The following is a 20,742-nucleotide window of genomic DNA, read 5'->3' as shown; positions in this document are numbered from 1 at the left end:
CCGGCGGGCCCGTCATGAAGAAGCTCGTGCTCATCTGTGCATGCATTGCGTGGAGCGGCGCGGCGCATGCCGTGGAGGCAGCCGCATCCGAGGCCGCGTCCGAACCGAAAACCCTGAAAGAGCGCCTCGGCGACAAAGCCAGCGACGAGCAACGCGTGGACGATTGCAAGGTGCCCCCCGAACGGCGCGGCGCGAAGCATCGTCCGGATTCGTGCGTGCACTGAAAGCCGAACGGCGCACGATTGTGGTACCTTTCGTGAGTGAACCGTTTGGTACAAATTCAAGGAGCCGCCTTGTCGTCCACTCAAGCCTCTTCCGTCCTGCGCCTCGGCATTCTCGGCGGCGCGAACATCGCAAGACAATTCACGCGTGACGTCCGCCCGAGCGAGACCGTGCGCGTCGTCGCGGTCGCGAGCCGCAGCGATGAAAGCGCGAAGGCGTTCGCCGAAGCGAACGGCATCGAAACGTGGTTCGGCAGCTATGACGCGCTGCTCGCCTCCCCGGACATCGACGCGGTCTATATCCCGCTGCCGAACAGCCTGCATGCCGAATGGGCGATCAAGGCCGCGGACCACGGCAAGCACATCCTGTGCGAAAAGCCGCTCGCGCTCGATCGCGACGAAGCCGTGCGCATGTTCGAAGCCGCCGATCGCAATGGCGTGATGCTGCTCGAAGCGTTTCCGTATTACTTCCAGCCGCAAACGACCGCGATGATGACGCTGATCGGCGAAGGCGCGATCGGCGACGTGCGCGCGATCCAGGCCAGCTTCGGCTTCACGGTGGGCAATCCCGGCGCGAACATCCGCATGAAGCCGGAACTCGGCGGCGGCGCGCTGCTCGATGCGGGCAGCTATCCGCTGAGCCTCATTCGCCTCGTGATGGGCAGCGCGCCGCAACGGGTCGATGCCGTCGCGACGTGGGCCGATAGCAAGGTCGATATCAGCCTCATGGCGACGCTCGTCTATGCCGATGGCCGCCGCGCGCAAGTCTCGTGCTCGATGGACGCGGCCAATCATCGTCATGCGACGCTCATCGGCACGCAGGGCACGATCGACACCGAATATCTGAATCACACGAGCGCGCAGACTGCCGGCGATCAGTTCGGCTATTTGCCGAGCCAGTTGCGCGTGCGGCGCGGCATTCCGAATTCGGTGCCGTTCGAGACGGTCGCATCCGAAGCGGGCAGCGGTTTCTTCTTCGCGGCCGAAAGCTTCGCGCGCATGATCGCGACGCACGATGCCGCCGCAATCGAGTATTACGCGCAAGTGAGCCTCGACAATGCCGCGACGCTTGCGGCCATCATCGAAAGCGCGCGCAGCGAAAAGCCTGTGATGCTCTGAGTTCGCCGGGCGGCTCATGCGCCGTGCGGGCGCGCGAGCCGCTCACGACTTCAGCGCCTGACGATCACCACTTCGAGATACTCGCTCGGCACCACGAGCGACGCCGCGCCCGCCACGTTGCAGCGTTCGAGCAAGGCCGTGATATCGCGTTCGAGATCCGCCTGTTTCGCGGCATCGAGCGCGGCGAACGCACGATGCACCGGCCCGTAGAAATCGCGGAACACCTGAATCCAGTGCGCGCTCGATTCATAGCGCATGTTGAAGTGCTTGCGAACGCAACGGATATCCAGCGCTTCCGAGCCGAACAACGCGACCAGATGCGGCTCGGTGCCCCACAGCGCCGGCGATTGCAGGCCCGCGGGCGGCGGCACATATCCGCCGATCAGCTTGAATAGTTGTCCGATGAAACCTTCGGGCGTCCAGTTCGCCATGCCGATGCGCCCGCCGCTCTTCGCAACGCGCAGCATTTCGCTCGCCGGGCGCTTGTGATCGGGCGTGAACATCGCGCCGAAGGTGGACAGCACGACATCGAAGCTGCCGTCGTCGAAGGGCAGCGCTTCGGCATCGGCTTCCTTGAAATCGACGGCAAGGCCTTCGGCCTGCGCGCGCGCACGGCCCTTTTCGAGCAGCGCGGGCACGTAATCGGTCGATGTCACGTGAGCGAAACGGCGAGCGGCGGCGAGCGTCGCGTTGCCGTTGCCCGCGGCGATATCGAGAACACGTTCGCCTGCGCGCACGTCGATCGATTCAGCGAGCATTTCGCCCACGATCTGCAAGGTCGTGCCGATCACGGCAAAGTCGCCGCTCGCCCATGTGGCTTGCTGCTTGGCCTTGATCGCGGCGAAGTCGGGTTGTGCCTTGATCGGCTCGTCGCAGATCGCGGATGTATTCAACGCATGCATGGTTCCTTCTCCAGGTTCCCAGTTTCCAGATGAGGTGTCGAGCATCGCCCTGATGGCGGGCACAGGCAGTATCCCGTTACCATCGCTTCGATGCCTGTCCGCGAGTCGCCGCGAATTGCCCGATCGTCCGCTTTGCGACGCGCCGATGCTTTCGCTCACCGGGAGCCCACATGAGTCACGACATCCTGTCCGATGTGCTGCGCACGGTGCGCCTGCGCGGCGCGCTCTTCTTTCATGTGAGCGGAAACCGTAGCTGGGCGGCCGAGGCGCCGCCCGCGCGCGACATCGCCAGCATCGTCATGCCGGATTGCGAGCACGTGATGGAGTATCACGTCGTGACGCATGGCAACTGCTGGGGCGCGCTCGTCGGCGAAGCGCCGGTGCGTCTCGCGAGCGGCGACATCATCGTGTTTCCGCATGGCGATGCGCATGTGATTTCGAGCGCGCCCGGCATTCGCGCGGAGGCCGATATCGATCCGCTCTCGATGAAGATCGATCAGTTGCCCTTTACGCTGACCTATGACGCGGTCGAAGCGCGCAACAATCCGCGCCCCGCGGATTCATACGAAACAATGCTCGTGTGCGGCTTTCTCGGCTGCGATCTGCGGCCGTTCAATCCGCTGATCGCCACGTTGCCGCGCCTGCTTCATCTGAGCGAGACCGGCACGCAAGGCTGGATTAATCACTTCATGCAGCAGGCCGTGGTCGAATCGCGCCATAAGCGGCCCGGCGGCGAGGCGATGCTCGAACGCATGAGCGAAATGATGTTCGTCGATGCGGTGCGCCGTTACGTCGAAGTGCTGCCTGATCAAAGCCGCGGCTGGCTCGCGGGATTGCGCGACCGGTTCGTGGGCCGCGCGCTTGCCGTCATGCACGACGAACCGTCGCACGAATGGACCGTCGAGGAACTCGGCGAGCGCGTGGGTCTCTCGCGTTCGGCGTTGCACGAGCGCTTCGTCGACATGATCGGACTGCCGCCGATGCAATATCTCGTCAACTGGCGCATGCAGGTCGCATCGGGTCTCTTGCGCAACACCAACTCGACGATCGCGTCGGTTGCGCAGGACGTGGGCTACGCGTCCGAAGCGGCGTTCATCCGCGCGTTCAAACGCCTCGTCGGTAAGCCGCCCGCGACGTGGCGCCGCGAGAAAACGCGCGTGGAAGCCGTGGCGCAAACGCATTGAGCTTGACGCTGGCGTATTCTCTGACTAAGGTCAGAGAATTGAACTCGCCTTGGGCATCGCCATGAATCCGGCCGACATCAATCAGATTCGCAGCTTCAATCGCACCGTTGCCGAGGGCATCGGCGCGCTCAACGATCATTTTCTCGGACGCGGCCGGCCCATGGGCGAGTCGCGGCTGCTCTGGGAGATCGGCGCGCAAGGCGTCGATCTTCGCGTGCTGCGCGAGCGTCTCGGGCTCGACTCGGGCTATCTGAGCCGCACGCTGGCATCGCTCGAACGGCAAAGGCTCGTCGCGGTGGAATCCCGTCCCGACGACCGCAGGGTGCGCCGCGCCGTATTGACCGAAGCGGGCCGCGGCGAACGCGACGAACTCGAACGGCTGTCGGACACCGTCGCGGGCAGCATGCTGGAACCGTTGAACGAATCGCAGCGCGAGCGGCTCGTCGCGGCAATGGCGGAAGTCGAGCGCTTGCTGCAACCTTCGCTGATGCGCTTCGCGATCGAAGACCCGGCGAGCGACGATGCGCGATGGTGCATCGATCAATACTTCACCGAATTGAATGCGCGCTTCGATGCGGGTTTCGATCCGTCGCGCAGCCTGTCAGCCGATGCGCGCGAACTCGTCGCACCGCGGGGCGCGCTGATCGTCGCGAGACTGCGCGGCGCGGCGCTCGGCTGCGTGGCGCTCAAGTTTCATGGCAAGTCCGCGGCCGAACTGAAACGCATGTGGGTGAGCGCGTCCGCGCGCGGCCTCGGCGTCGGACGGCGCTTGCTGGGAGAAGCCGAGCAGCACGCGCGCCGAAGCGGAGCGAAAGCCGTGCGTCTCGAGACCAACAAGACGCTGAAGGAGGCGATCAAGCTGTATCGCCAGGCGGGTTATGTCGAAGTCGCGCCGTTCAGCGATGAAGCGTATGCCGATCACTGGTTCGAGAAAGCGTTGCGTTGATGCGCGCCGTCAGCGATTGCCGGTGAGCGCGATGACGAGATCGAGAAACGCCCGCGTCTTTGCCGGCGGATGATGCCGCGACGGATAAAACGCATAGAGCGGAAAGCGCTCGTCGGGCCAGTCGGGGAAGAGGTCGATCAGCTTGCCGTCCGCGAGCAGATGCTCGTGACCGAGCGCGAGAATCTGCGCGATGCCATAGCCCGACAGCAGCGTGCTCAGCATCGTGCCGGGATCGTTCAATGTCAGACGGCCGTGTGTCTGAACCGCGATGCGCTTCTTCTTCCGATGAAACTCCCACACGAACGGCCGCCCCGTTTCAGGGTCGCGAAACTCGATGCACGTGTGCGCGTCGTCGGCGAGCGACTGCGGCGTCGCGGGCTTGCCGCATCGTTTGATATAGGACGGCGCGGCGACGGTGTGCACCGGCGTATCGAGCAGCTTGCGCGCGATGAGACTCGATTCGCGCGGCTCGCCGAAGCGCACGGCGAGATCGAAGCCGTCCGCGATCATGTCGCCCAGCCGGTCGCTCGTGATGAGTTCCAGTTGCAGATCGGCGTGCGCCTTGAGAAACGCATCGAGCTTCGGGCCGAGCAAAAGCCGCGAAAAAATCGGATCGACATTCACGCGCAAGCGTCCGCGCACGGACGTCGAACTGCCCGATGCGGTGGCCGCCGCCTCTTCGAGCCCCGCGAGATGCGGCATGACCTGGGCGAAGAAGCGCCGGCCGTCGTCGGTGAGCGCGACGCTGCGTGTCGTGCGGTCGAAAAGCCGAATCTTCAGGCGCGCTTCGAGACGCGCGATGGCGCGGCTCACGCCGGGCTGCGACATGCCGAGACGATCGCCCGCCGCGGCGAATGTGCCCGCGTCGACGATCGCCGCGAACACGCTGATGCCGTTGAGGATGCGTTCGTTGAAGCCCGCCATTCATAACTCCGCGTCATCGATGAATTGGCATTCATGTTAAACGCTCACGCCGACTCGAAACGCCGGGCGCAAAAAAAACGGGCCCCGAAGGGCCCGTCAAACACTCCAGCACGGTCGATTTATGCGTGGCGCGCCTTCGCGACCTTGTCCACGTTCATCGAGTCGGCGCGCAGGCGCTCGTACTCTTGCTCGCTCATCGGCACGGCGTCCTTCTTGCCGAGATCGTTCAGGCGGATGCGATACGTCTCACGTGCCGAGTAAGCCGCGATTGCCGCGATGATCGTCACGCCGAAGGCAATGGCGCCGACCGTCAGCGGGATGTTGTCCGATCCCGGGGGCGCCACCGCTGCGAACAGCGCGGGCAGGAGCGCGGTGATGGTCGTGCCGACGTTCTGCGCAATCGCCATGGCCGAGACACGCGAGCGGGTCGGGAAGAGTTCCGGGTAGAAGCTCGGGAAGATCGCGTTGTAGCCCTGGTACACCACGCCCCACATCAGCAGCGACATCAGGAACGCGAGCGTCACGCTGTGGATGCTGATCGCATACAGATAGCCGAAGGCCAGCACGCCGGAGATCAGCGAACCGCCGATCATCATCGGGCGGCGGCCGATCTTGTCCGACAGATTGCCGACGAACGGAATCACCAGCACCGCGACGATATTGCCGACCACCGGAATCCACAGATACACGCTCTTGTGGAAGCCGATGCCATACGACGACTGCACCGCATACGCCGCACCGAAGATCGTAGCGACGACGGGAATCACGTTCATCAGCGCCATGCAGACGACGCGGATCATGTCGGGCGTGCTGTTGGCGAACGCTTCCTTGATCGGCGACTTCGGCAGATCGCCGTGCGATTCTTCGGACGTGAACGCCGGCGTTTCATGCACTTCCTTCCGGATGATGTAGCCCGCGACCAGCACGAAGGCCGACAGCAGGAACGGAACGCGCCAGCCCCACGAATTGAACATGTCTTCCGGCATGAACGTGGCGAGCGGCAGGAACACGGCGGCGGCGAGAATCTGGCCGGCCTGCACGCCCTGCAGCGTGAAGCTCGCGTAGTAACCGCGGCGTCCGAACGGCGCGTGTTCGAGAATCATCGAGCTTGCGCCGGAGATTTCACCCGCCACCGCAAAGCCCTGAACCAGACGCAGCACGACGAGCAGCGCCGGCGCGAGCATGCCGATCTGGTGATAAGTCGGCAGGAGACCGACCGCCATCGTCGAGAGACCCATCAGGAACATGCAGATGAGCAGCACGTTCTTGCGGCCGTGCGTGTCGCCGAGATGGCCGAGCACGAACGCGCCGATCGGACGAGCCACGTAGCCCACGCCATACGTCGCGAGCGACGCGATGATCGCCACCTTCGGATTGCCCGACGGGAAGAACAACTGCGGGAAAATGAGCGCTGCTGCCTGGGCGTAGATGAAGAAGTCGTAATACTCCAGCGCCGAGCCGATCCAGCCGCTCGCGGTCGCTTTTTTCGCCTGGCGGCCGCCGTGCGCGTCTTCCTTGAGGCTAGCCATAGAGATGTCTCCGAACAATGGGTTTATGGAGTTGAGCCTGAGAACCTGGGCGAGCGGCAGGGCATTCGGAAGGTCTGAATACGCGTCGCTCTGAAAGTGATTGGAGAATAAGAGCGCAACCCCTTTCGATCAACGTTTTATGATAAATTTTGCGCGATTATCGCACGCGCGTGTCCGATAATCGATCACTTTGGGGGTTAGCACTAGCCATTGGCTATTGTGGGAGGCCGAAACATCCCGTGATCCATAACTAAACAAGCATGTCAGCATGACTAAACCGGCACTCGACAAACGCGACTGGATCGCCGGCCTGGAAAAGGGCCTGGCGATTCTCGAAGCCTTCGACGATCAGCACGCCCGCATGACGCCGACGCAAGCCGCCATGCGCACGGGCTTGACGCGCACCGCCGCGCGCCGCTATCTGCTGACGCTCGCGCATCTCGGCTACGTGCAGACCGACGGCAAGCTCTTCAATCTCACGCCGCGCGTGTTGCGCATGGGCTGGTCGTATTTCGAGTCGGCGCGGCTGCCGCGCATCGTGCAGCCTTATCTGCAGCAGTTGAGCGCGTCGATACACGAGTCGGTGTACGTGAGCGTGCTGGACGACTGGGATCTCGTCATCATCGCGCGCAACGGCTCCACGCGCGTGATGACGACGGGCTTCGTGCTCGGCGCGCGCGTGCCGGCGGCGTTGATGTCGGGCGGCATCGCGATGCTCGCCTACAAGGACGAAGCCTCCGTGCGCCAGTGGCTCGACGCGACCGAGTTCAAGCCCTTCACGCCGCTCACGATCACCAACAAGGAAAAGCTCTACGAGAAGATCCGCCAGTCGCGTGTGGATGGTTACGTCGCGATCGAGCAGCAATTGCAGATGGGCGTGCGCGGCGTCGCGGTGCCGATGAAGAACCGGCATGGCGAAGTGGTGGCCGCGCTGTCGGTGAACATGCCGATCGGAAAAGAGACGAGCGAGGCCGCGCTGCTTCGCGTGCTGCAGCCGTTGCAGGAGACGGCGTTGTCGATGCTGAACGTGATCTGAGGTGAGGGTTTTCGGGAACGTGGGTTTGGAGCGCGTTTGAGGCCTTTGTTTTAAGGGGTTTCGGCGCGGCGGGGAGCGGGAAAGGTGAGGGTTTTCGGGATCAGCGATATTCAGGCCGGTCCCGGCGCTCACCGGCGATTCCCGCTCACGACCCACCCGTAAAGATCGGACCTTGCCCGCCCGGCACAAACGCGCGCGGTGCATGATCCGCATGCGCGCCCGACGCATCGCGGGCAGCCGAAGCCGATGCCGCCGGCGCAGGATCGCGCAACGTCACGGCCGTCTCCGGCGTGATCGGCACGCTGGGTTGCGCGAGCAGCTCCGTCTTGCGCATCGAGCCCGCCGACGTCCCGAAGTAATAGCCGATGATGCTGATCCACGCCGTCCCGAGCGCGCCGACCACGACGTTGACGAGATCGCGATTCGCCTCGGGCAAGGCGCGCAACGCCATCAAGAGCAGGATGCCGAAGAAGCCGGCGGTCACGCTCATCGCGAGCACCTTCGGCACCCAGTCCTTGTTGGCGATGCCCATTGCGCGCGCATCGGCGCGGTCGCCCGCCGCGATGCGCGCCATGTCCGCTTCGAACGACAGGCGCGCCTGCGCCGCTGCCACCACAAGCTGCTGCAACTGAAGCGAGTTCGCGTTTTCCGCTTTGCCGATCTTGTCGAGCGCGTCGGGATCGTTGAGCGCGGTCTCGACGACATCCGGATCGCTCGGCGTGCCGAGCGCATGCGAGATGATCGCGGCCGCCGTCGTCACGCCGAGACCCACCGGCCCGCCGATGAGACCCGCCAGAAGAGGCGCCTTCGCGCCGATCGTTGCCGCCACTTTCGACCAGTCCATCATGCTGCTCCCAAAAGAAGATTCACGGCCATGCGCTCGGTCCAGCCGCGGCTGAACGTCGGCCATGCGTGCAGGCCCTTCAGATAACGCAATCGATAAGCAATGAATCGGAGTACGAAACGCATCGGATCGGCGGCTTTGACGGCATCGACCGTATCGGGGCCGAACTTGCCGTCTTCCTTCGCGCCCGATGCCTTCTGCATCCACAGCACGACGAGTCCGCCGTTGTAGTTGGCGTCGAAGATCTGGAAGGCGACGCGCGGATCGAATTCATCGAGATGCAGCGGGTCCCAATACTTCTGCTTGGCGATACGCCTGGCGAGGTCGAGCGGCAGGTCCTTCATCGCGCCCGCATAGCCGTAGCCTCGCGCGACGCGCGCCGTCACACCCCACATCGTTTCGCCGCCCGGGTCCGCCGGGTGGAACGAGTAGCCGCCTTCGCTGCCGATGAGCGCTTCGAAGGCGTCGTCGAAGTTGTTCATGGTCGATTCTCCTTGTCGCCTGCGCGCGCCGCCGCAAGCTGAAGGCGCGGCGCCGGATGAAACGGGCCGGCGCGCGAGGCGGCCGGCCCGGTCGCATCAAACAGTGGCAGGCAGTCATGACGCGACGGCTAGGCCTTATGCATCGGCCGTGCCAGTCGTGCGGAAGGCTTCTGCTGCAAGGCTTCGCGGCATTCAGCGTGAACAAAGCGGAAGCGAACTGTCGTGCGTTGGCCGACGCTTTTCACCGCATTTGTTCGGGCGGCGCGAACAGCGTTGCATGCTCATTCGAGGCTCATTCTCCGTTCCTACGATGCAAGGCATCAGGCGGCGCGATTTCGACGAAGCAGCACGCACTGCCTTCAGTTGACGATGTTTCATCGAGGAGATAAGCCATGCGTCACTATCCATCGGACAGTCCCCGCGCGGCGGCGCGCATCGTCGTGATGTCGCTGATCGCGGACGGGCATATCGGGCGAGCGGAAATCGAAGAGCTCGAACGGTGCGGATTCTATGCGCGCCTAGGCCTTGCACCCGGCGATCTTCACGAGATCGTGCGCGAAGTGTGCGAGGACCTCATGCGCCATTCACCGCTCACATGGGACGACGCATGCCGCGTCGATCCTCACATCGTGCAGCAACTGGCCGAAGAAGTGCGCGACGAGCGCATGCGACGCGACGTGCTCACGTTATGCGAATCGGCGGTCGTCGCGGACGGCTTCATGACGTGCGCCGAAGCCGACGTGATCGATGCCGTGAAGCGCACATGGCGCATGCAGTGAAACGCGATCGACTGGAGACGACATCATGCAAAAACATATCCTCGTCGCGGTGGGGCCGGGCTTGAGCCATGCCGCGCTCACGCTCGGCATTGCCCGGGCCCGCGAATTCAACGCGCGTCTCACGGCGCTGCATATCGTGGACCGCATGCCGTTCTGGGCGGTATCGTCGGCACAGTACGACCTGGGCGCGGCGCTCGCGCATGTCGACCGGCTGGCGCGCGAAGTCGAGCGCCACACCTTGCAGACGATGCGCGCATCGGACGTGGACGGCGTCTGCGTCACGATGGATCTGCCGATGCGCGCGACGCTCGGGCGCGTGATCGCCCAGGCGGCGCGCGAGTTCGATGCGGATCTCATCGTGATTGGCCGCGCGAAGGGCGCGCACTGGCGCTTCTGGGAAGAGCGCGTGTCCGACGCGGTGAGCCGTCACAGCAACCGCCGCGTGCTGATCGCCTCGAACCGTGCGGGCGACGACGATGAAGCGCTCGCTGAAACAAAAGCGACACCGTTACGTTTTACCATCGTCGATTCGTCGCAGCGCAACGCTGCCCCATCATAGAGTTCGAGAGGAACGCCCATGCCGGATCGCATCGTCAAACCGTCCCGACGCACCTTGCTGAAGGGCCTCGTGTCCGGCACGGGGCTCGCGCTCACGGGCGCGGGTCTCGCCGATGCGCTCGCGCAAGGCGTGGCGCCCGCCGTCGTCACGGCGGACAGGCTGCGTCCGCAACTGCCCGGCGGCGTGATGAGCGGCGACGTGACCGCGACGAGCGGCATCGTCTGGAGCCGCACGGACCGGCCCGCGCGCATGATCGTCGAATACTCGACGAGCGAAAACTTCGCCACGTTTCAGCGGCGCATCGGACCGGCGGCGCTCGAAGGCAGCGGCTTCACGGCGCGCGTCGATCTGACCGCTCTGCCGCCCGGCGCGGACGTGTTCTATCGCGTGCGCTTCGCCGATCTCGTCGATGGCAAGGCCTATAGCGAGCCGGTGACGGGACGCCTGCGCACCGCATCGCCCGATGCGGCCAAGCCGATCACCTTCGTCTTCTCCGGCGACGAAGCGGGGCAGGGCTGGGGTATCAACGAGCGCTTCGGCGGCTATCGCATCTATGAAGCGATGCGCCGCGAGTCGCCGGATTTTTTCATCCATCAGGGCGATCAGATTTATGCGGACAGCGTGATCGAACCGGAAGTGAAGCTGCCCGACGGCACGATGTGGACCAACATCGTCACCGAGGGCAAGTCGCATGTCGCGCAGACGCTCGACGATTACCGCGCCGCGTTCGCCTACAACCAGCTCGATAAAAGCAAACGCCGCTTCGCCGCCGAAGTGCCGTTCCTCGTGCAATGGGACGATCACGAAGTGCGCAACAACTGGTATCCGGGCGAGCAGATCGGCGAGGCGGAGAAGCGTTATCAGACGCGTTCGATCAATCTGCTCGAAGCGCGCGCGAAACAGGCGATGTTCGAATACAACCCGTATCGCATCAATCAGCTCGATCCGGAGCAGGTCTATCGCGGCTTTCAGTTCGGCCCGCTGCTCGATGTGTTCATGCTCGACGAGCGTTCGTATCGCGGCGCGAATTCGCCGAACAGGCAGACGCGCCTCGACGCCGACTCGGCCTTTCTCGGCTCGCAGCAGAGCGAATGGCTGAAGGCGTCGCTGAAGGCATCGCGCGCGACGTGGAAAGTGATCGCGAGCGACATGCCGATTTCGCTCGTCGTGCCCGATGCGAACCCCGACGTGCCGAAGGGCACCTTCGAAGCCTGGGCCAACGCGGACGACGGCGCGCCGCTCGGCCGCGAGCTGGAGCTGCGGGACATCCTCGCCTTCATCAAGCGGGAAGACATCAAAAATGTCGTGTGGATCACGGCCGACGTGCACTACGCGCAGGCGACGCATTACGATCCGTCGCGCGCGCGGTTCACGGAGTTCAAGCCGTTCTGGGAGTTCGTCGGCGGGCCGATCAACGCGGGCACGTTCGGCCCGAACGATCTCGACATGACCTTCGGTCCCGAACTGCGTTATGTGAGCGTGCCGAAGGACAATCCGCAGAACCGCTCGCCCGCCGCGCTGCAACAGTTCTATGGCCGCGCGAAGATCGATCCGGCGAGCCGCGCGATGACGGTTTCCCTGCATGATCTGAACGGCAAGTCGCTTTACGAGGTGAAGCTCGACGTGGAGGCTTGAGCGCCGGGCGTCCGCGACGCCGCAACTGGCCCGCCCGCTCGAACCCAAATCGTTCATGGACGCGCCCGGCGTGGCTCGCCGACAATGCCGTACATTCCAGCCCGATGGAGATGCGACGGCCATGACCGACCACGCCCTGTTCAGCGCAAACCTGCTCATCGCGTATTCCGCGTACTTCGTCGGCACCGCGAGCCCGGGGCCGAGCAATCTCGCGATCATGTCGATCGCGAGCACCTCGGGCCGGCGCGCGGCGTTCGCATTCGCGGCGGGCGTGATGTCCGGCTCGTTCTTCTGGGCGATGCTCGCGGCGCTCGGCCTGTCCGCCGCGCTCACGGCGTATTCGGGCTTTCTCATCGGCGTGAAGATCTGCGGCGGGCTGTATCTGCTGTGGCTCGCCTTCAAGTCGGGGCGCGCGGCGCTCAGGCCGCCGGTGCGCGCATCGTCCACGGACGCGTCCGGACAGAGCGGCCGCAAGCTCTACGCGCGTGGCGCGCTCCTGCATCTCACCAACCCGAAAGCGATTCTCGTGTGGATGTCCGTCGCGGCGCTCGGATCGTCGTCGGGCGAGGGGGCGGGGCACATGCTCGTCGTCGTCGCGGGCTGTCTGTGCATCGGGGTGTGCGTGTTCGGCGGCTATGCCGCGCTCTTTTCGATGGCATCGGCGCGGCGTGTCTACCGGCGCATCCAGCGCGGACTGGACGCGTGCCTCGCGCTCGTGTTCGGCGCGGCGGGCATCCGGCTGCTGACCTCGCGCGTGTAGCGGATTTGCCGCACCGCGCGCAGTTCGGCTTTGCATCTGGACGACAGGCGGCTACGCTCAAGCAAACGCCGCTCTTTCGCCAGAACGATGCCAACCGACGATTCTCCCCGAAGCGCCCAGCCCATCCTCCATGAAAGCGCCGCGGCACTGGGCGCGCTTGCCCACATCGTCCGGGATGCCTTCGCGTCGCTCGGGCGCGAGCTGATCGCGATCCGGCCGACGCCCGCGCGCGCGCTTTTCGCCACGCAGGCCATGCTTTCGGTCGGGCTCGCGGTGGCGCTCGCCTATGCGTTTCACCTGAGCAACATCTGGTGGGCCGCGATCAGCGGCTTCGCGGTGATGCAGACGAAGTTCTCCGCGTGCGCCCAGCGCGGCGTGCAGCGCGTGATCGGCACGGTCGCGGGCGCGCTGATCGGCGCGGTGGCCGGGCCCGTCATCGGCGATGCGCCATGGCTCTTCGTGCCGCTGCTCGGCGTGATCACGGGCGTCGCGGTCTATCGCGCGCTCATTTCTGATGCAGGCTACGCGTGGGTACTCGGCGCGGTCACGTCGCTGATGGTGACGTTCGAGGCGCATCGGCTCGCGTCCGCGGCGGCGACGGCGTCGTTCGCGCTCTTGCGTGTCGCGGAAGTGGTCGTCGGGACGGTTGCGTGCGTGGCGGTGTCGGCGGTTTTTCACGCGGGCGTGCAGCACTATCGCAAGTCGCGCGGGGCGCCGCCGGTGCCGCGCGCGCAGGCGGCATCGACGATCGATCGCGTCGATGGCGCCAATGCGCAGCTCGTCACCGTCATGCCGTCCGATGCGGCCCGCGCCGTGCAGGCACTCGATGCGACGCACGTGGCGCGCGACGAGCACATCGCGCTCGCCATGCGCAAGCGCCTCGGCTGGCAGAGCGCGTGGTCGGTGATGATCCTTGCGTCGCTTGCCTACGTGTGGGACCTGCCCGGCTTCGCGCAGGCGATGGTGACGGCGATCGCCGTGCTGATCCTGCCCGCGTCGGCGCTCGGCAAGCCGACGCACAAGCCGATCGCGGAGCGCATGATCCAGCGCTTCGTCGGCTGTTTGCTCGCGGGCGCGGTGAGTCTCGCGCTGCTGCCCTTGCTCGGCGATCACGCGCTCGCCTGCATGATCGCGCTATGCGCGGGCGTGTGGATCGGCTGCCATGTGCAGACGGGCACGCAAGGCGCGAGCTATGTCGGGCGGCAGTTCGGCATCGCCTTCATCATGGTGTTCGTGCAGGACCATCACTGGTCGTCCGATCCTGCGCCCGCGCTGATGCGGCTTGGCGGCATTCTCGGCGGGATTGTGGTGCTCTCGGCGGTGATGGCGCTGGGTGCGGCGTGGGCGTCGAAACGCGCGCCGCACGCCGTCATGCGGTGAAATAACGTCGGCGCGTCAGGCCTCTTCCGCCCAGGCCTGATTTTCCCGCGCCATCAACGCGCTCGACGCCGCCGGCCCGAACGTTCCCGCCGTATAACCGCGCGGCCGGTCGCCCAGTTCCTTCCAGCCATTGAGAATCGGTTCGACCCACGTCCAGGCCGCTTCCAGTTCGTCGCGCCGCATGAAGTGCGTGAGGCGGCCGCGAATCACATCGATCAGCAAACGCTCGTACGCCTCGGCACGCCGCTGCGTCATGGCTTGCTGCAGGTCGAGATTGAGCGTCACGGGCTGCATGTGCATGCCGCTGCCCGGTTCCTTCGCCATCATCTGCAACTGGATCGATTCTTCCGGCTGCAACGTGATCGTGAGCCGGTTGCCGTAGTGACGCGGACCATCGGGGATGATCGAGAACGGCAGATCCGCGAAGTCGATGACGATCTCCGAGCGGCGATTCTGCATGCGCTTGCCGGTGCGCAGGAAGAACGGCACGTTGGCCCAGCGCCAGTTGTTGATATGCGCGCGCAACGCGACGAAGGTTTCCGCGCGGCTGTCCGCGGGCACGTTCGGCTCCTCCAGATAACCCTTCACCGCCTCGCCGCCCACCGCGCCCGCCGTGTACTGGCCGCGCACGGTGTCGCGCGCGATATCGGCAACGGACATCGGACGCAGCGACTTCAGCACCTTGAGCTTTTCGTCGCGCACGGCGTCCGGATCGAGCGAAACGGGCGGCTCCATCGCGACGATGCACAGCAGTTGCAGCAAGTGGTTCTGCACCATGTCGCGCAATGCGCCGGTGTGATCGTAGAAACCCGCGCGGCTGCCCACGCCGACCGTCTCCGACACCGTGATCTGCACGCTCTTGATATACGGCGCCTGCCACAGCGGCCCGAAGATCGCGTTGCCGAAGCGCAGCACCATCAGGTTCTGCACCGTTTCCTTGCCGAGATAATGGTCGATGCGATAAATCTGCTCTTCCTTGAAGTGCTTGCCGACCGCGTCGTTGATCGCGACCGCGGAAGCCAGATCGTGACCGAGCGGCTTTTCCAGCACGACGCGCGCGTGTTCATCGAGAATGCCCGCGTTGTCGAGGTTGTCGCAGATGGTCACGAACAGTTCCGGCGACGTCGACAGATACAGCACGCGCTGCGAGCCCGGCCGCACGGCCTGCGCGAGACGCTGGAAGTCCGACGGATTCTCGACGTCGATGCGCACGTAGTCGAAGAGGGCGAGGAATTTGTCCCACGACTGCGCATCGAAGACCTTGCCTTCGATGAACGGACGCGCCTGCTCTTCCATGAAGTTCTTCAGGTAGTCCTCGCGCGACCAGTCCTTGCGGCCGATCGCGAGAATGCGCGTGTCGGCGGGCAGGTTGCAGTGGGTGTGCGCCATGTAGAGCGCCGGCAGCAGCTTGCGCGCGGCCAGGTCTCCGCCGCCGCCGAAGATGATCATGTCGAGCGGGCGTTCGTTCGAGGGAGAGGTTGGTTTCGTCATGGTGCGTGAGCCGGTTAGGGTTCGGGAAAGCCGAAAGCGCGCCGATCGGTGCGATCGTTCGAGACAGCTATGTTGCATGTTTTGGCCGCATTTTGCACGGCGGGCGTGCTAACGGGCGTTCGATTCGCCGATGACAGACGAATTGTCACGCGCGAGGTGCAGGCATCAGCGCAGCGACGCGTCCGCGCGCAGCGTGGCCACGGCGAGATCGAGGAACGCGCGCACCTTCTGCGCAACGTGGCGTCCTTCGCGATGCACGAGATGAATCGGCAAGGGCGGCGGCTCGAACTCCGGCAGCACGATGACGAGACGCCCTTCGCACACGTCCTGCGCGACCTGATACGACATCAGCCGCGCGATGCCGAAATCGGCGAGCGCGGCGGCGATGGCCGAATCGTTGGTGGTCGTCGTGAAACGCGCATGCGCGCGCACGGGGATTTGCCGCTCGCCGTCGTGAAGACGCCACTCCGTCGGCGTCGAAGAACCCGTGGACGCGATCACGGCATGGTTCGCGAGGTCATCCGGATGGCGCGGCGTGCCGTGCTTCTCCAGATACGCGGGCGATGCGCACAGCACGCGCCGCACGCGCCCGACATTGATCGCCTGCAACGATGAATCCGGCAGTTGCGCGATGCGCACCGCAACGTCGATGCCTTCATCGACGAGATTCACGACGCGATCGACGAACCAGCAGTTCGCATCGGTTTCCGGATAGCGTTTGAGATAGTCCAGCACGATCGGCGTGACGTGCAGGCGGCCGAACATCACCGGCGCGGTGATCGAGAGCAGGCCGCGCGGCGACGAGTGCGTGCCCGTCGCGGACAATTCGGCGATATCGACTTCACCGAGAATGCGGCGGCAATCCTCGAAATAGCCGCTGCCGGCGTCGGTGAGGCGTACGACGCGCGTGGTGCGCGTGAGCAGGCGCACGCCGAGATGCTCTTCGAGCTCCGTCACGACGCGGCTCACGACCGACGGCGACACGTCGAGCTTGCGCGCGGCCGAGGCGAAGCCGCCCGTTTCGACCACCGTGACGAAGGTCGTCATTGCCTGTAATCGGTCCATGTGAGCGCGCCGGGCATCCGCTGAAAAGATGCCGTGCATTGTCGGGGATCGGCGCGCCCGACACAATCTAGAGATCGAGTCGCAAGGCTCCTTCCGAGTCGGCGGCAGGCACCGCGCAGCAGATCAGCGCTTCGCCGTCGTCCACATGGAAAGCGGGCTCGCTCTCATACGACACCGCGCCCTCGACGATGCGCGTCCTGCAAGTTCCGCACGTGCCCCCACGGCAGTTGAACTCCGGCGACAGGCCGCTTTCCTCGGCCAGTTCCAGCAGCGTGCCGCCGCCCGGCTTCCATTGCGCATCCGTGCGCGACTTCAGGAATTCGACCTTCACGGGCGCCGTGGCGGCGGGACGCATGGGCTTCACGTCCGCGCCGCGATCCGCTGTGCGCTTGAGCGCCGATGGCCCGAACGCTTCGGCATGAATGCGCGTATCGGCGACATTGAGCCCGCGCAGGCCGTCGTAGATCGTCTGCATGAACGCGCCCGGCCCGCACAGATAAAAGTCGTAGTCGTTGAACGGCAGGCGGCTCGTCAACAGGTCGATATCGATGCGCCCTGAAACGTCGTAATCGCGGTCGAGCTGCGCGCCGTTCGTGTCGCTGAGCACGCGAATCACGTTCACGGCGCCGCCCGCGCTTTGCGCAAGCGCATCGATTTCCTGTGCGAACGCGCGGCTCGCGAGCGAATGCGCCGACACGATCATCCACACCGGCCGTACGCGCCGCTTCCTCAGCCCTTCGTAGACGATGTGCCGCAGCATCGCCAGCATCGGCGTGATGCCGACGCCCGCCGCCATCAGCACGGCGGGACGCGGCTCCCGTGGATCGATCGTGAAGTCGCCCGCGGGCGCGCGCGCCTCGATGACGTCGCCCGCTTTCAGCGTGTCGTGCAGATACGCGGACACTCGGCCCTCGCGCTTCACGCTGATCCGGTACACGCCGTCCGATGGCGCCACCGACAGCGTGTAGGTGCGTATGGCCGGCTTCGTCTCGCCCGGCAGCATCACGCGGATCGGCAGATGTTGCCCCGCCTGGTGCGGCACGATGCCCGCGCCGTCGGCCGGTTCGAGATAAAACGAGCGAATCGCGTCGCTCTCGTCGACGGTCTTGCTCACGCGAAACGCGCGCCACGCGTTGGCGAGCGCGGCGGCCTTCAGGCGTTCGGCGACCTGCTGCCAGTCGCCCGTCATCAGCGAATTCGGCGACGCGCCTTCCGCACGCGCCTTCCATCGCAACGGCAACGCCTGAGCGCGATACACGATGCGGCGTGGCGTGAAGCGCCACAGCCTTTCCGCGCCCTGAAACGCGGCGATTTCGGGCGAATCGAGCAGCACTTCGGCGTCGCCCGCGAGTTGCAGGAGATCGCCCGTTTCGAAGTCCGTGAACACCAGTCCCGCGCGGCCATTGACCAGAATATTGCCGAGCGTGTTGAAGAAGAGATTGCCCGCGAAATCGGGAATGGTGAGCGAGCCGTCGTCGGAAAGGCGCACGAATCCCGGCTTGCCGCCGCGATGCGACACGTCCACTTGCCGATGCCCGTCCTCGCGATCGAAATACGATGCGACGAAAAACGCATCCGCGCCGGCGATCATCGCCTTTGCGCGGGAAGTGAGCGCGTCGAGCGCGAGCGGCGCAACGGGCGAGGGCGTGGCCGGATCGCGCACGAACTCGAAATCGCGCAATTGAATGTACTGCGGGCAGTTGCCGAAACTCTGCTCGACAGCCACGTGGAATGCGGCGTTCGCGCCGTCGCGGCGAATCACGCCGTTCATGCGGTTGCGACGGCGCGTGTGCAGTTCGATGCCGAGCAGCCCGATCGGTGCGCCGTCGTGCATGCCCTCGTCGGCGGGATCGAGCGGATCGCGCGTGAGGGTCATCGACAGTGTCCTGGCGTCGGGCGTCTGCATGAAGCCGGGATGTCCTGCGAGCAGCGTCGCCCACGCATCGCCGTGCTCGTCGACGGAACCGGCCACGATGAACGGCAACTGCGCGAAGAACTGCCGATGCTGGTCCGGCATGTGATCCCGCACGAAGCGCCGCCCGGCGCCGTCCATGCGCTCGAATGCGCCAAAGGCCTTCTGAATTTCGATTTCACCGCGATGCCACGGCGAAGGCGCGGTGGCCGTGGCGGCATGGGGAAGCGCTGAAGCGGACATGATCGTATGCCTCTTCGGTTCGGGCGCGGCTCGGGCGAACGGGGACACTAACGCGCCGCCGCCGCGCTCACTTTACGCCGCGAGACCCGCGGCCGTCTTTTGGAACGGAACGAAGCCGGGCAGCGCTTCGACGCGCGCGAGCCACGCGTTCACGTTCGCGTAGGCGGCGAGATCGACGTTGCCTTCGGGAGCGCTCGAGATATAGCTGTAGAGCGCGATATCGGCGATGGTCGGATGGGCGTTGCCGGTATCGGCGATCCATGCGCGGTTCGCGAGTTCCGCGTCGATCACCTTGAGCACGGCGTGCGCGCGGGCGATGACTTCATCCGCGTTGAACTTCGCGCCGAACACGGTGATGAGCCGCGCGGCGCCCGGGCCGAACGCGATCTGCCCCGCCGCGACGGAGAGCCAGCGCTGCACGGCCGCGGCTTGCGCGGGCGCCTCGGGCAGCCATTGCGAAGCGCCTGCTTTCTTCGCGATATAGACGAGGATCGCGTTCGAATCGGCGATCACGGTGTCGCCATCCACGAGTACGGGAACCTGGCCGAAGCTGTTCAGCTTGAGATACTCGGGCGTCTTGTGCGCGGCGGCGGCGAGATCGACGAAGACGTCTTCATGATCGATCGACAGCAGGTTGAGGAAAAGACGCGCGCGGTGCGCATGCCCGGACAGCGGATGGTAGTAGAGCTTCATGGCAAGTTCCCTTGGTTGGTCGTGTCGGGCGGGGAAGTCCCGCGCCGTGAAACCAGTATGGGTTTTTGCCTGGGGAAGCGGAATACCAGAGAAATTCAAATCACTGTTCTCGTAACGAGAACGGTGAGGGCACTTTGCCGCTTTGACTCACGCTTCAGCTTACGTTTCGGCTTATTCGCCGCGAGGGACGTTCGCCTTGTTGCCCGCGAGCGGCGAGCCGTATCCGCCGCTGTTCGCGTTGTTCGGCAGGCCATTGACGAGTTGCGCGCGCGGATCGCTCGGATTCAGATTGAGCTCGCCGGCCTGCGCGTTGCCGTGGGTCGGATACTGACTGCCGAGCGGTGCGTTCGGCATGAGCTTCGTGCTGTTTTGCGGCGCGTACATGTCGGTTTCCGCGCTCGGATGCAGTTGCGCGAAAGCGGCAGAGGCGGCGAAGGAAGCGGCGAGGAAGAGGGCGGCGGTCGTCAGTTTCATGGCTGACTCCGTGGAAAGCCGATGAGGCGTTCAGTGTAGTGCGCGCGCGCCGTTCGAGGCGCTATCACCCTGTTGCCGACCAGTCCAGCGTTTGTCCTTTCGCCGCGCTTACTTCTTGTGCTTCTTGAGCTTCGCCTTGCGCGCGGACCGGTCGTCGATGATGCGCACGCGATGTTTGTCCTTCATCTTCTTCCACTGCTTGCATTCGTCTTTAGTGCGCAGACAGCCGATGCAAAAGCCGGTCTTCTCGTCGAACTTGCAGATGCTGATGCAGGGCGAATCGACTGCCATGATGGGTTCCGTGCGTTGCGGTTGCGTCAATGTCGCACGCGCTTTGTGTGCGCATCCAACTGATTGTTTCGATCATTTCGATAGAGCGCGGCGCAAGTCCCGCGCCACTCCCGTATTGCCTCACCATTGCACCAGTTGCAGTAGAATTCGGCTCCCGAACCGACTCACCTTTGCGGCGCCGGCGCGCGCCCGGCGGCACGCGCCTTGCTTGATGCGTGTTGCCTCCGCACCCGCCGGGCGCCGCAGCCGTCACTCCAACAAGCGAGCCGTCAC

Annotated in this window: 21 protein-coding genes; 10 read left to right on the top strand and 11 right to left on the bottom strand. The window is 64.9% G+C overall.

Translation table 11 applies throughout. From position 1 onward, the window contains the following. The first annotated feature begins 14 nt into the window (after positions 1-14). Both AWB70_RS26260 and AWB70_RS26255 read left to right on the top strand, forming a co-directional pair. Positions 15-224 carry a hypothetical protein gene (locus tag AWB70_RS26260; protein ID WP_053569874.1) on the top strand — a complete coding sequence of 70 codons (210 nt, stop codon included), beginning with the start codon at positions 15-17 and terminating at the stop codon, positions 222-224. Positions 225-293: 69 nt separating this feature from the next. Then, positions 294-1,340 carry a Gfo/Idh/MocA family protein gene (locus AWB70_RS26255; protein ID WP_053569720.1) on the top strand — a complete coding sequence of 349 codons (1,047 nt, stop codon included), beginning with the start codon at positions 294-296 and terminating at the stop codon, positions 1,338-1,340. Between the two features lie 50 nt (positions 1,341-1,390). On the opposite strand, the gene AWB70_RS26250 is transcribed toward AWB70_RS26255, so the two are convergent. Then, positions 1,391-2,242, bottom strand: a complete 852-nt coding sequence (locus AWB70_RS26250) for a class I SAM-dependent methyltransferase (protein WP_014251576.1) — start codon at positions 2,240-2,242, stop codon at positions 1,391-1,393. Positions 2,243-2,412: 170 nt separating this feature from the next. Here AWB70_RS26250 and AWB70_RS26245 point away from each other — a divergent pair, with 170 nt between their 5' ends. Continuing rightward, entirely contained in the window at positions 2,413-3,426 is a 1,014-nt protein-coding gene (locus tag AWB70_RS26245; RefSeq protein ID WP_053569721.1) for an AraC family transcriptional regulator, read from the top strand. Positions 3,427-3,487: 61 nt separating this feature from the next. Then, entirely contained in the window at positions 3,488-4,372 is an 885-nt protein-coding gene (locus tag AWB70_RS26240; RefSeq protein WP_053569875.1) for a bifunctional helix-turn-helix transcriptional regulator/GNAT family N-acetyltransferase, read from the top strand. A gap of 9 nt (positions 4,373-4,381) precedes the next feature. Here the strand turns inward: AWB70_RS26240 and AWB70_RS26235 are convergent, their stop codons facing one another. Continuing rightward, on the bottom strand, positions 4,382-5,296 hold the full coding sequence (locus AWB70_RS26235; RefSeq protein WP_053569722.1) for a LysR family transcriptional regulator: 915 nt from the start codon (positions 5,294-5,296) through the stop codon (positions 4,382-4,384). A 119-nt stretch (positions 5,297-5,415) separates the two neighbouring features. Further along, positions 5,416-6,825, bottom strand: coding sequence for an MFS transporter (locus AWB70_RS26230; RefSeq protein WP_014251580.1), 1,410 nt, complete (start codon positions 6,823-6,825; stop codon positions 5,416-5,418). Between the two features lie 268 nt (positions 6,826-7,093). On the opposite strand from AWB70_RS26230, the gene AWB70_RS26225 reads away from it, so the two are divergent. Continuing rightward, on the top strand, positions 7,094-7,861 hold the full coding sequence (locus AWB70_RS26225) for an IclR family transcriptional regulator domain-containing protein (RefSeq protein WP_045452576.1): 768 nt from the start codon (positions 7,094-7,096) through the stop codon (positions 7,859-7,861). Positions 7,862-8,006: 145 nt separating this feature from the next. Here AWB70_RS26225 and AWB70_RS26220 read toward each other — a convergent pair whose 3' ends face one another. Both AWB70_RS26220 and AWB70_RS26215 read right to left on the bottom strand, forming a co-directional pair. Beyond that, positions 8,007-8,705 (bottom strand): hypothetical protein, encoded by a 699-nt coding sequence (locus AWB70_RS26220; protein WP_053569723.1) that lies wholly within the window; start codon positions 8,703-8,705, stop codon positions 8,007-8,009. Beyond that, positions 8,705-9,187, bottom strand: a complete 483-nt coding sequence (locus tag AWB70_RS26215; protein WP_045452586.1) for a glycoside hydrolase family 108 protein — start codon at positions 9,185-9,187, stop codon at positions 8,705-8,707. Before AWB70_RS26215 ends, AWB70_RS26220 begins: the two co-directional genes overlap by 1 nt. Before the next feature lie 392 nt (positions 9,188-9,579). On the opposite strand from AWB70_RS26215, the gene AWB70_RS26210 reads away from it, so the two are divergent. From AWB70_RS26210 to AWB70_RS26190, 5 genes are all read left to right on the top strand, one after another. Beyond that, on the top strand, positions 9,580-9,966 hold the full coding sequence (locus AWB70_RS26210; protein WP_014251585.1) for a tellurite resistance TerB family protein: 387 nt from the start codon (positions 9,580-9,582) through the stop codon (positions 9,964-9,966). A 25-nt stretch (positions 9,967-9,991) separates the two neighbouring features. Continuing rightward, positions 9,992-10,525: a universal stress protein gene (locus AWB70_RS26205; RefSeq protein ID WP_053569724.1), complete on the top strand. Its 534-nt coding sequence runs from the start codon at positions 9,992-9,994 to the stop codon at positions 10,523-10,525. Between the two features lie 18 nt (positions 10,526-10,543). Further along, entirely contained in the window at positions 10,544-12,160 is a 1,617-nt protein-coding gene (locus AWB70_RS26200) for an alkaline phosphatase D family protein (RefSeq protein ID WP_053569725.1), read from the top strand. A 121-nt stretch (positions 12,161-12,281) separates the two neighbouring features. Next, entirely contained in the window at positions 12,282-12,920 is a 639-nt protein-coding gene (locus AWB70_RS26195; protein ID WP_014251588.1) for a LysE family translocator, read from the top strand. Between the two features lie 87 nt (positions 12,921-13,007). Then, positions 13,008-14,300, top strand: coding sequence for an FUSC family protein (locus AWB70_RS26190; protein WP_053569726.1), 1,293 nt, complete (start codon positions 13,008-13,010; stop codon positions 14,298-14,300). Positions 14,301-14,315: 15 nt separating this feature from the next. Here the strand turns inward: AWB70_RS26190 and zwf are convergent, their stop codons facing one another. The 6 genes from zwf to AWB70_RS26160 all read right to left on the bottom strand — a co-directional run bounded on the left by zwf (position 14,316) and on the right by AWB70_RS26160 (position 20,469). Beyond that, positions 14,316-15,791 carry a glucose-6-phosphate dehydrogenase gene (gene zwf, locus AWB70_RS26185; protein WP_014251590.1) on the bottom strand — a complete coding sequence of 492 codons (1,476 nt, stop codon included), beginning with the start codon at positions 15,789-15,791 and terminating at the stop codon, positions 14,316-14,318. A gap of 165 nt (positions 15,792-15,956) precedes the next feature. After that, entirely contained in the window at positions 15,957-16,856 is a 900-nt protein-coding gene (locus AWB70_RS26180) for a LysR family transcriptional regulator (protein ID WP_053569727.1), read from the bottom strand. Positions 16,857-16,923: 67 nt separating this feature from the next. Beyond that, positions 16,924-19,011, bottom strand: coding sequence for a 2Fe-2S iron-sulfur cluster-binding protein (locus AWB70_RS26175; protein WP_053569728.1), 2,088 nt, complete (start codon positions 19,009-19,011; stop codon positions 16,924-16,926). Positions 19,012-19,083: 72 nt separating this feature from the next. After that, on the bottom strand, positions 19,084-19,704 hold the full coding sequence (locus tag AWB70_RS26170) for a glutathione S-transferase family protein (RefSeq protein WP_014251593.1): 621 nt from the start codon (positions 19,702-19,704) through the stop codon (positions 19,084-19,086). A 171-nt stretch (positions 19,705-19,875) separates the two neighbouring features. Next, on the bottom strand, positions 19,876-20,178 hold the full coding sequence (locus AWB70_RS26165) for a hypothetical protein (RefSeq protein WP_014251594.1): 303 nt from the start codon (positions 20,176-20,178) through the stop codon (positions 19,876-19,878). Positions 20,179-20,286: 108 nt separating this feature from the next. Further along, positions 20,287-20,469: a DUF1289 domain-containing protein gene (locus tag AWB70_RS26160; RefSeq protein ID WP_014251595.1), complete on the bottom strand. Its 183-nt coding sequence runs from the start codon at positions 20,467-20,469 to the stop codon at positions 20,287-20,289. Positions 20,470-20,742: the final 273 nt, after the last annotated feature.

The organism is Caballeronia cordobensis, from assembly GCF_001544575.2.
Lineage (GTDB): Bacteria > Pseudomonadota > Gammaproteobacteria > Burkholderiales > Burkholderiaceae > Caballeronia > Caballeronia cordobensis.
The sequence above is the reverse complement of the archived record's forward strand: the minus strand, read 5'-3'. Positions and strand labels throughout refer to the sequence as shown.

Bases quoted from the DNA above. Each gene is read 5' to 3' on its own strand.
- AWB70_RS26260 (WP_053569874.1), top strand. From the start codon at position 15: ATGAAGAAGCTCGTGCTCATCTGTGCATGCATTGCGTGGAGCGGCGCG.
- AWB70_RS26250 (WP_014251576.1), bottom strand. From the start codon at position 2,242: ATGCATGCGTTGAATACATCCGCGATCTGCGACGAGCCGATCAAGGCA.
- AWB70_RS26245 (WP_053569721.1), top strand. From the start codon at position 2,413: ATGAGTCACGACATCCTGTCCGATGTGCTGCGCACGGTGCGCCTGCGC.
- AWB70_RS26240 (WP_053569875.1), top strand. From the start codon at position 3,488: ATGAATCCGGCCGACATCAATCAGATTCGCAGCTTCAATCGCACCGTT.
- AWB70_RS26235 (WP_053569722.1), bottom strand. From the start codon at position 5,296: ATGGCGGGCTTCAACGAACGCATCCTCAACGGCATCAGCGTGTTCGCG.
- AWB70_RS26230 (WP_014251580.1), bottom strand. From the start codon at position 6,825: ATGGCTAGCCTCAAGGAAGACGCGCACGGCGGCCGCCAGGCGAAAAAA.
- AWB70_RS26225 (WP_045452576.1), top strand. From the start codon at position 7,094: ATGACTAAACCGGCACTCGACAAACGCGACTGGATCGCCGGCCTGGAA.
- AWB70_RS26220 (WP_053569723.1), bottom strand. From the start codon at position 8,705: ATGGACTGGTCGAAAGTGGCGGCAACGATCGGCGCGAAGGCGCCTCTT.
- AWB70_RS26215 (WP_045452586.1), bottom strand. From the start codon at position 9,187: ATGAACAACTTCGACGACGCCTTCGAAGCGCTCATCGGCAGCGAAGGC.
- AWB70_RS26210 (WP_014251585.1), top strand. From the start codon at position 9,580: ATGCGTCACTATCCATCGGACAGTCCCCGCGCGGCGGCGCGCATCGTC.
- AWB70_RS26205 (WP_053569724.1), top strand. From the start codon at position 9,992: ATGCAAAAACATATCCTCGTCGCGGTGGGGCCGGGCTTGAGCCATGCC.
- AWB70_RS26200 (WP_053569725.1), top strand. From the start codon at position 10,544: ATGCCGGATCGCATCGTCAAACCGTCCCGACGCACCTTGCTGAAGGGC.
- AWB70_RS26195 (WP_014251588.1), top strand. From the start codon at position 12,282: ATGACCGACCACGCCCTGTTCAGCGCAAACCTGCTCATCGCGTATTCC.
- AWB70_RS26190 (WP_053569726.1), top strand. From the start codon at position 13,008: ATGCCAACCGACGATTCTCCCCGAAGCGCCCAGCCCATCCTCCATGAA.
- zwf (WP_014251590.1), bottom strand. From the start codon at position 15,791: ATGACGAAACCAACCTCTCCCTCGAACGAACGCCCGCTCGACATGATC.
- AWB70_RS26180 (WP_053569727.1), bottom strand. From the start codon at position 16,856: ATGGACCGATTACAGGCAATGACGACCTTCGTCACGGTGGTCGAAACG.
- AWB70_RS26175 (WP_053569728.1), bottom strand. From the start codon at position 19,011: ATGTCCGCTTCAGCGCTTCCCCATGCCGCCACGGCCACCGCGCCTTCG.
- AWB70_RS26170 (WP_014251593.1), bottom strand. From the start codon at position 19,704: ATGAAGCTCTACTACCATCCGCTGTCCGGGCATGCGCACCGCGCGCGT.
- AWB70_RS26165 (WP_014251594.1), bottom strand. From the start codon at position 20,178: ATGAAACTGACGACCGCCGCCCTCTTCCTCGCCGCTTCCTTCGCCGCC.
- AWB70_RS26160 (WP_014251595.1), bottom strand. From the start codon at position 20,469: ATGGCAGTCGATTCGCCCTGCATCAGCATCTGCAAGTTCGACGAGAAG.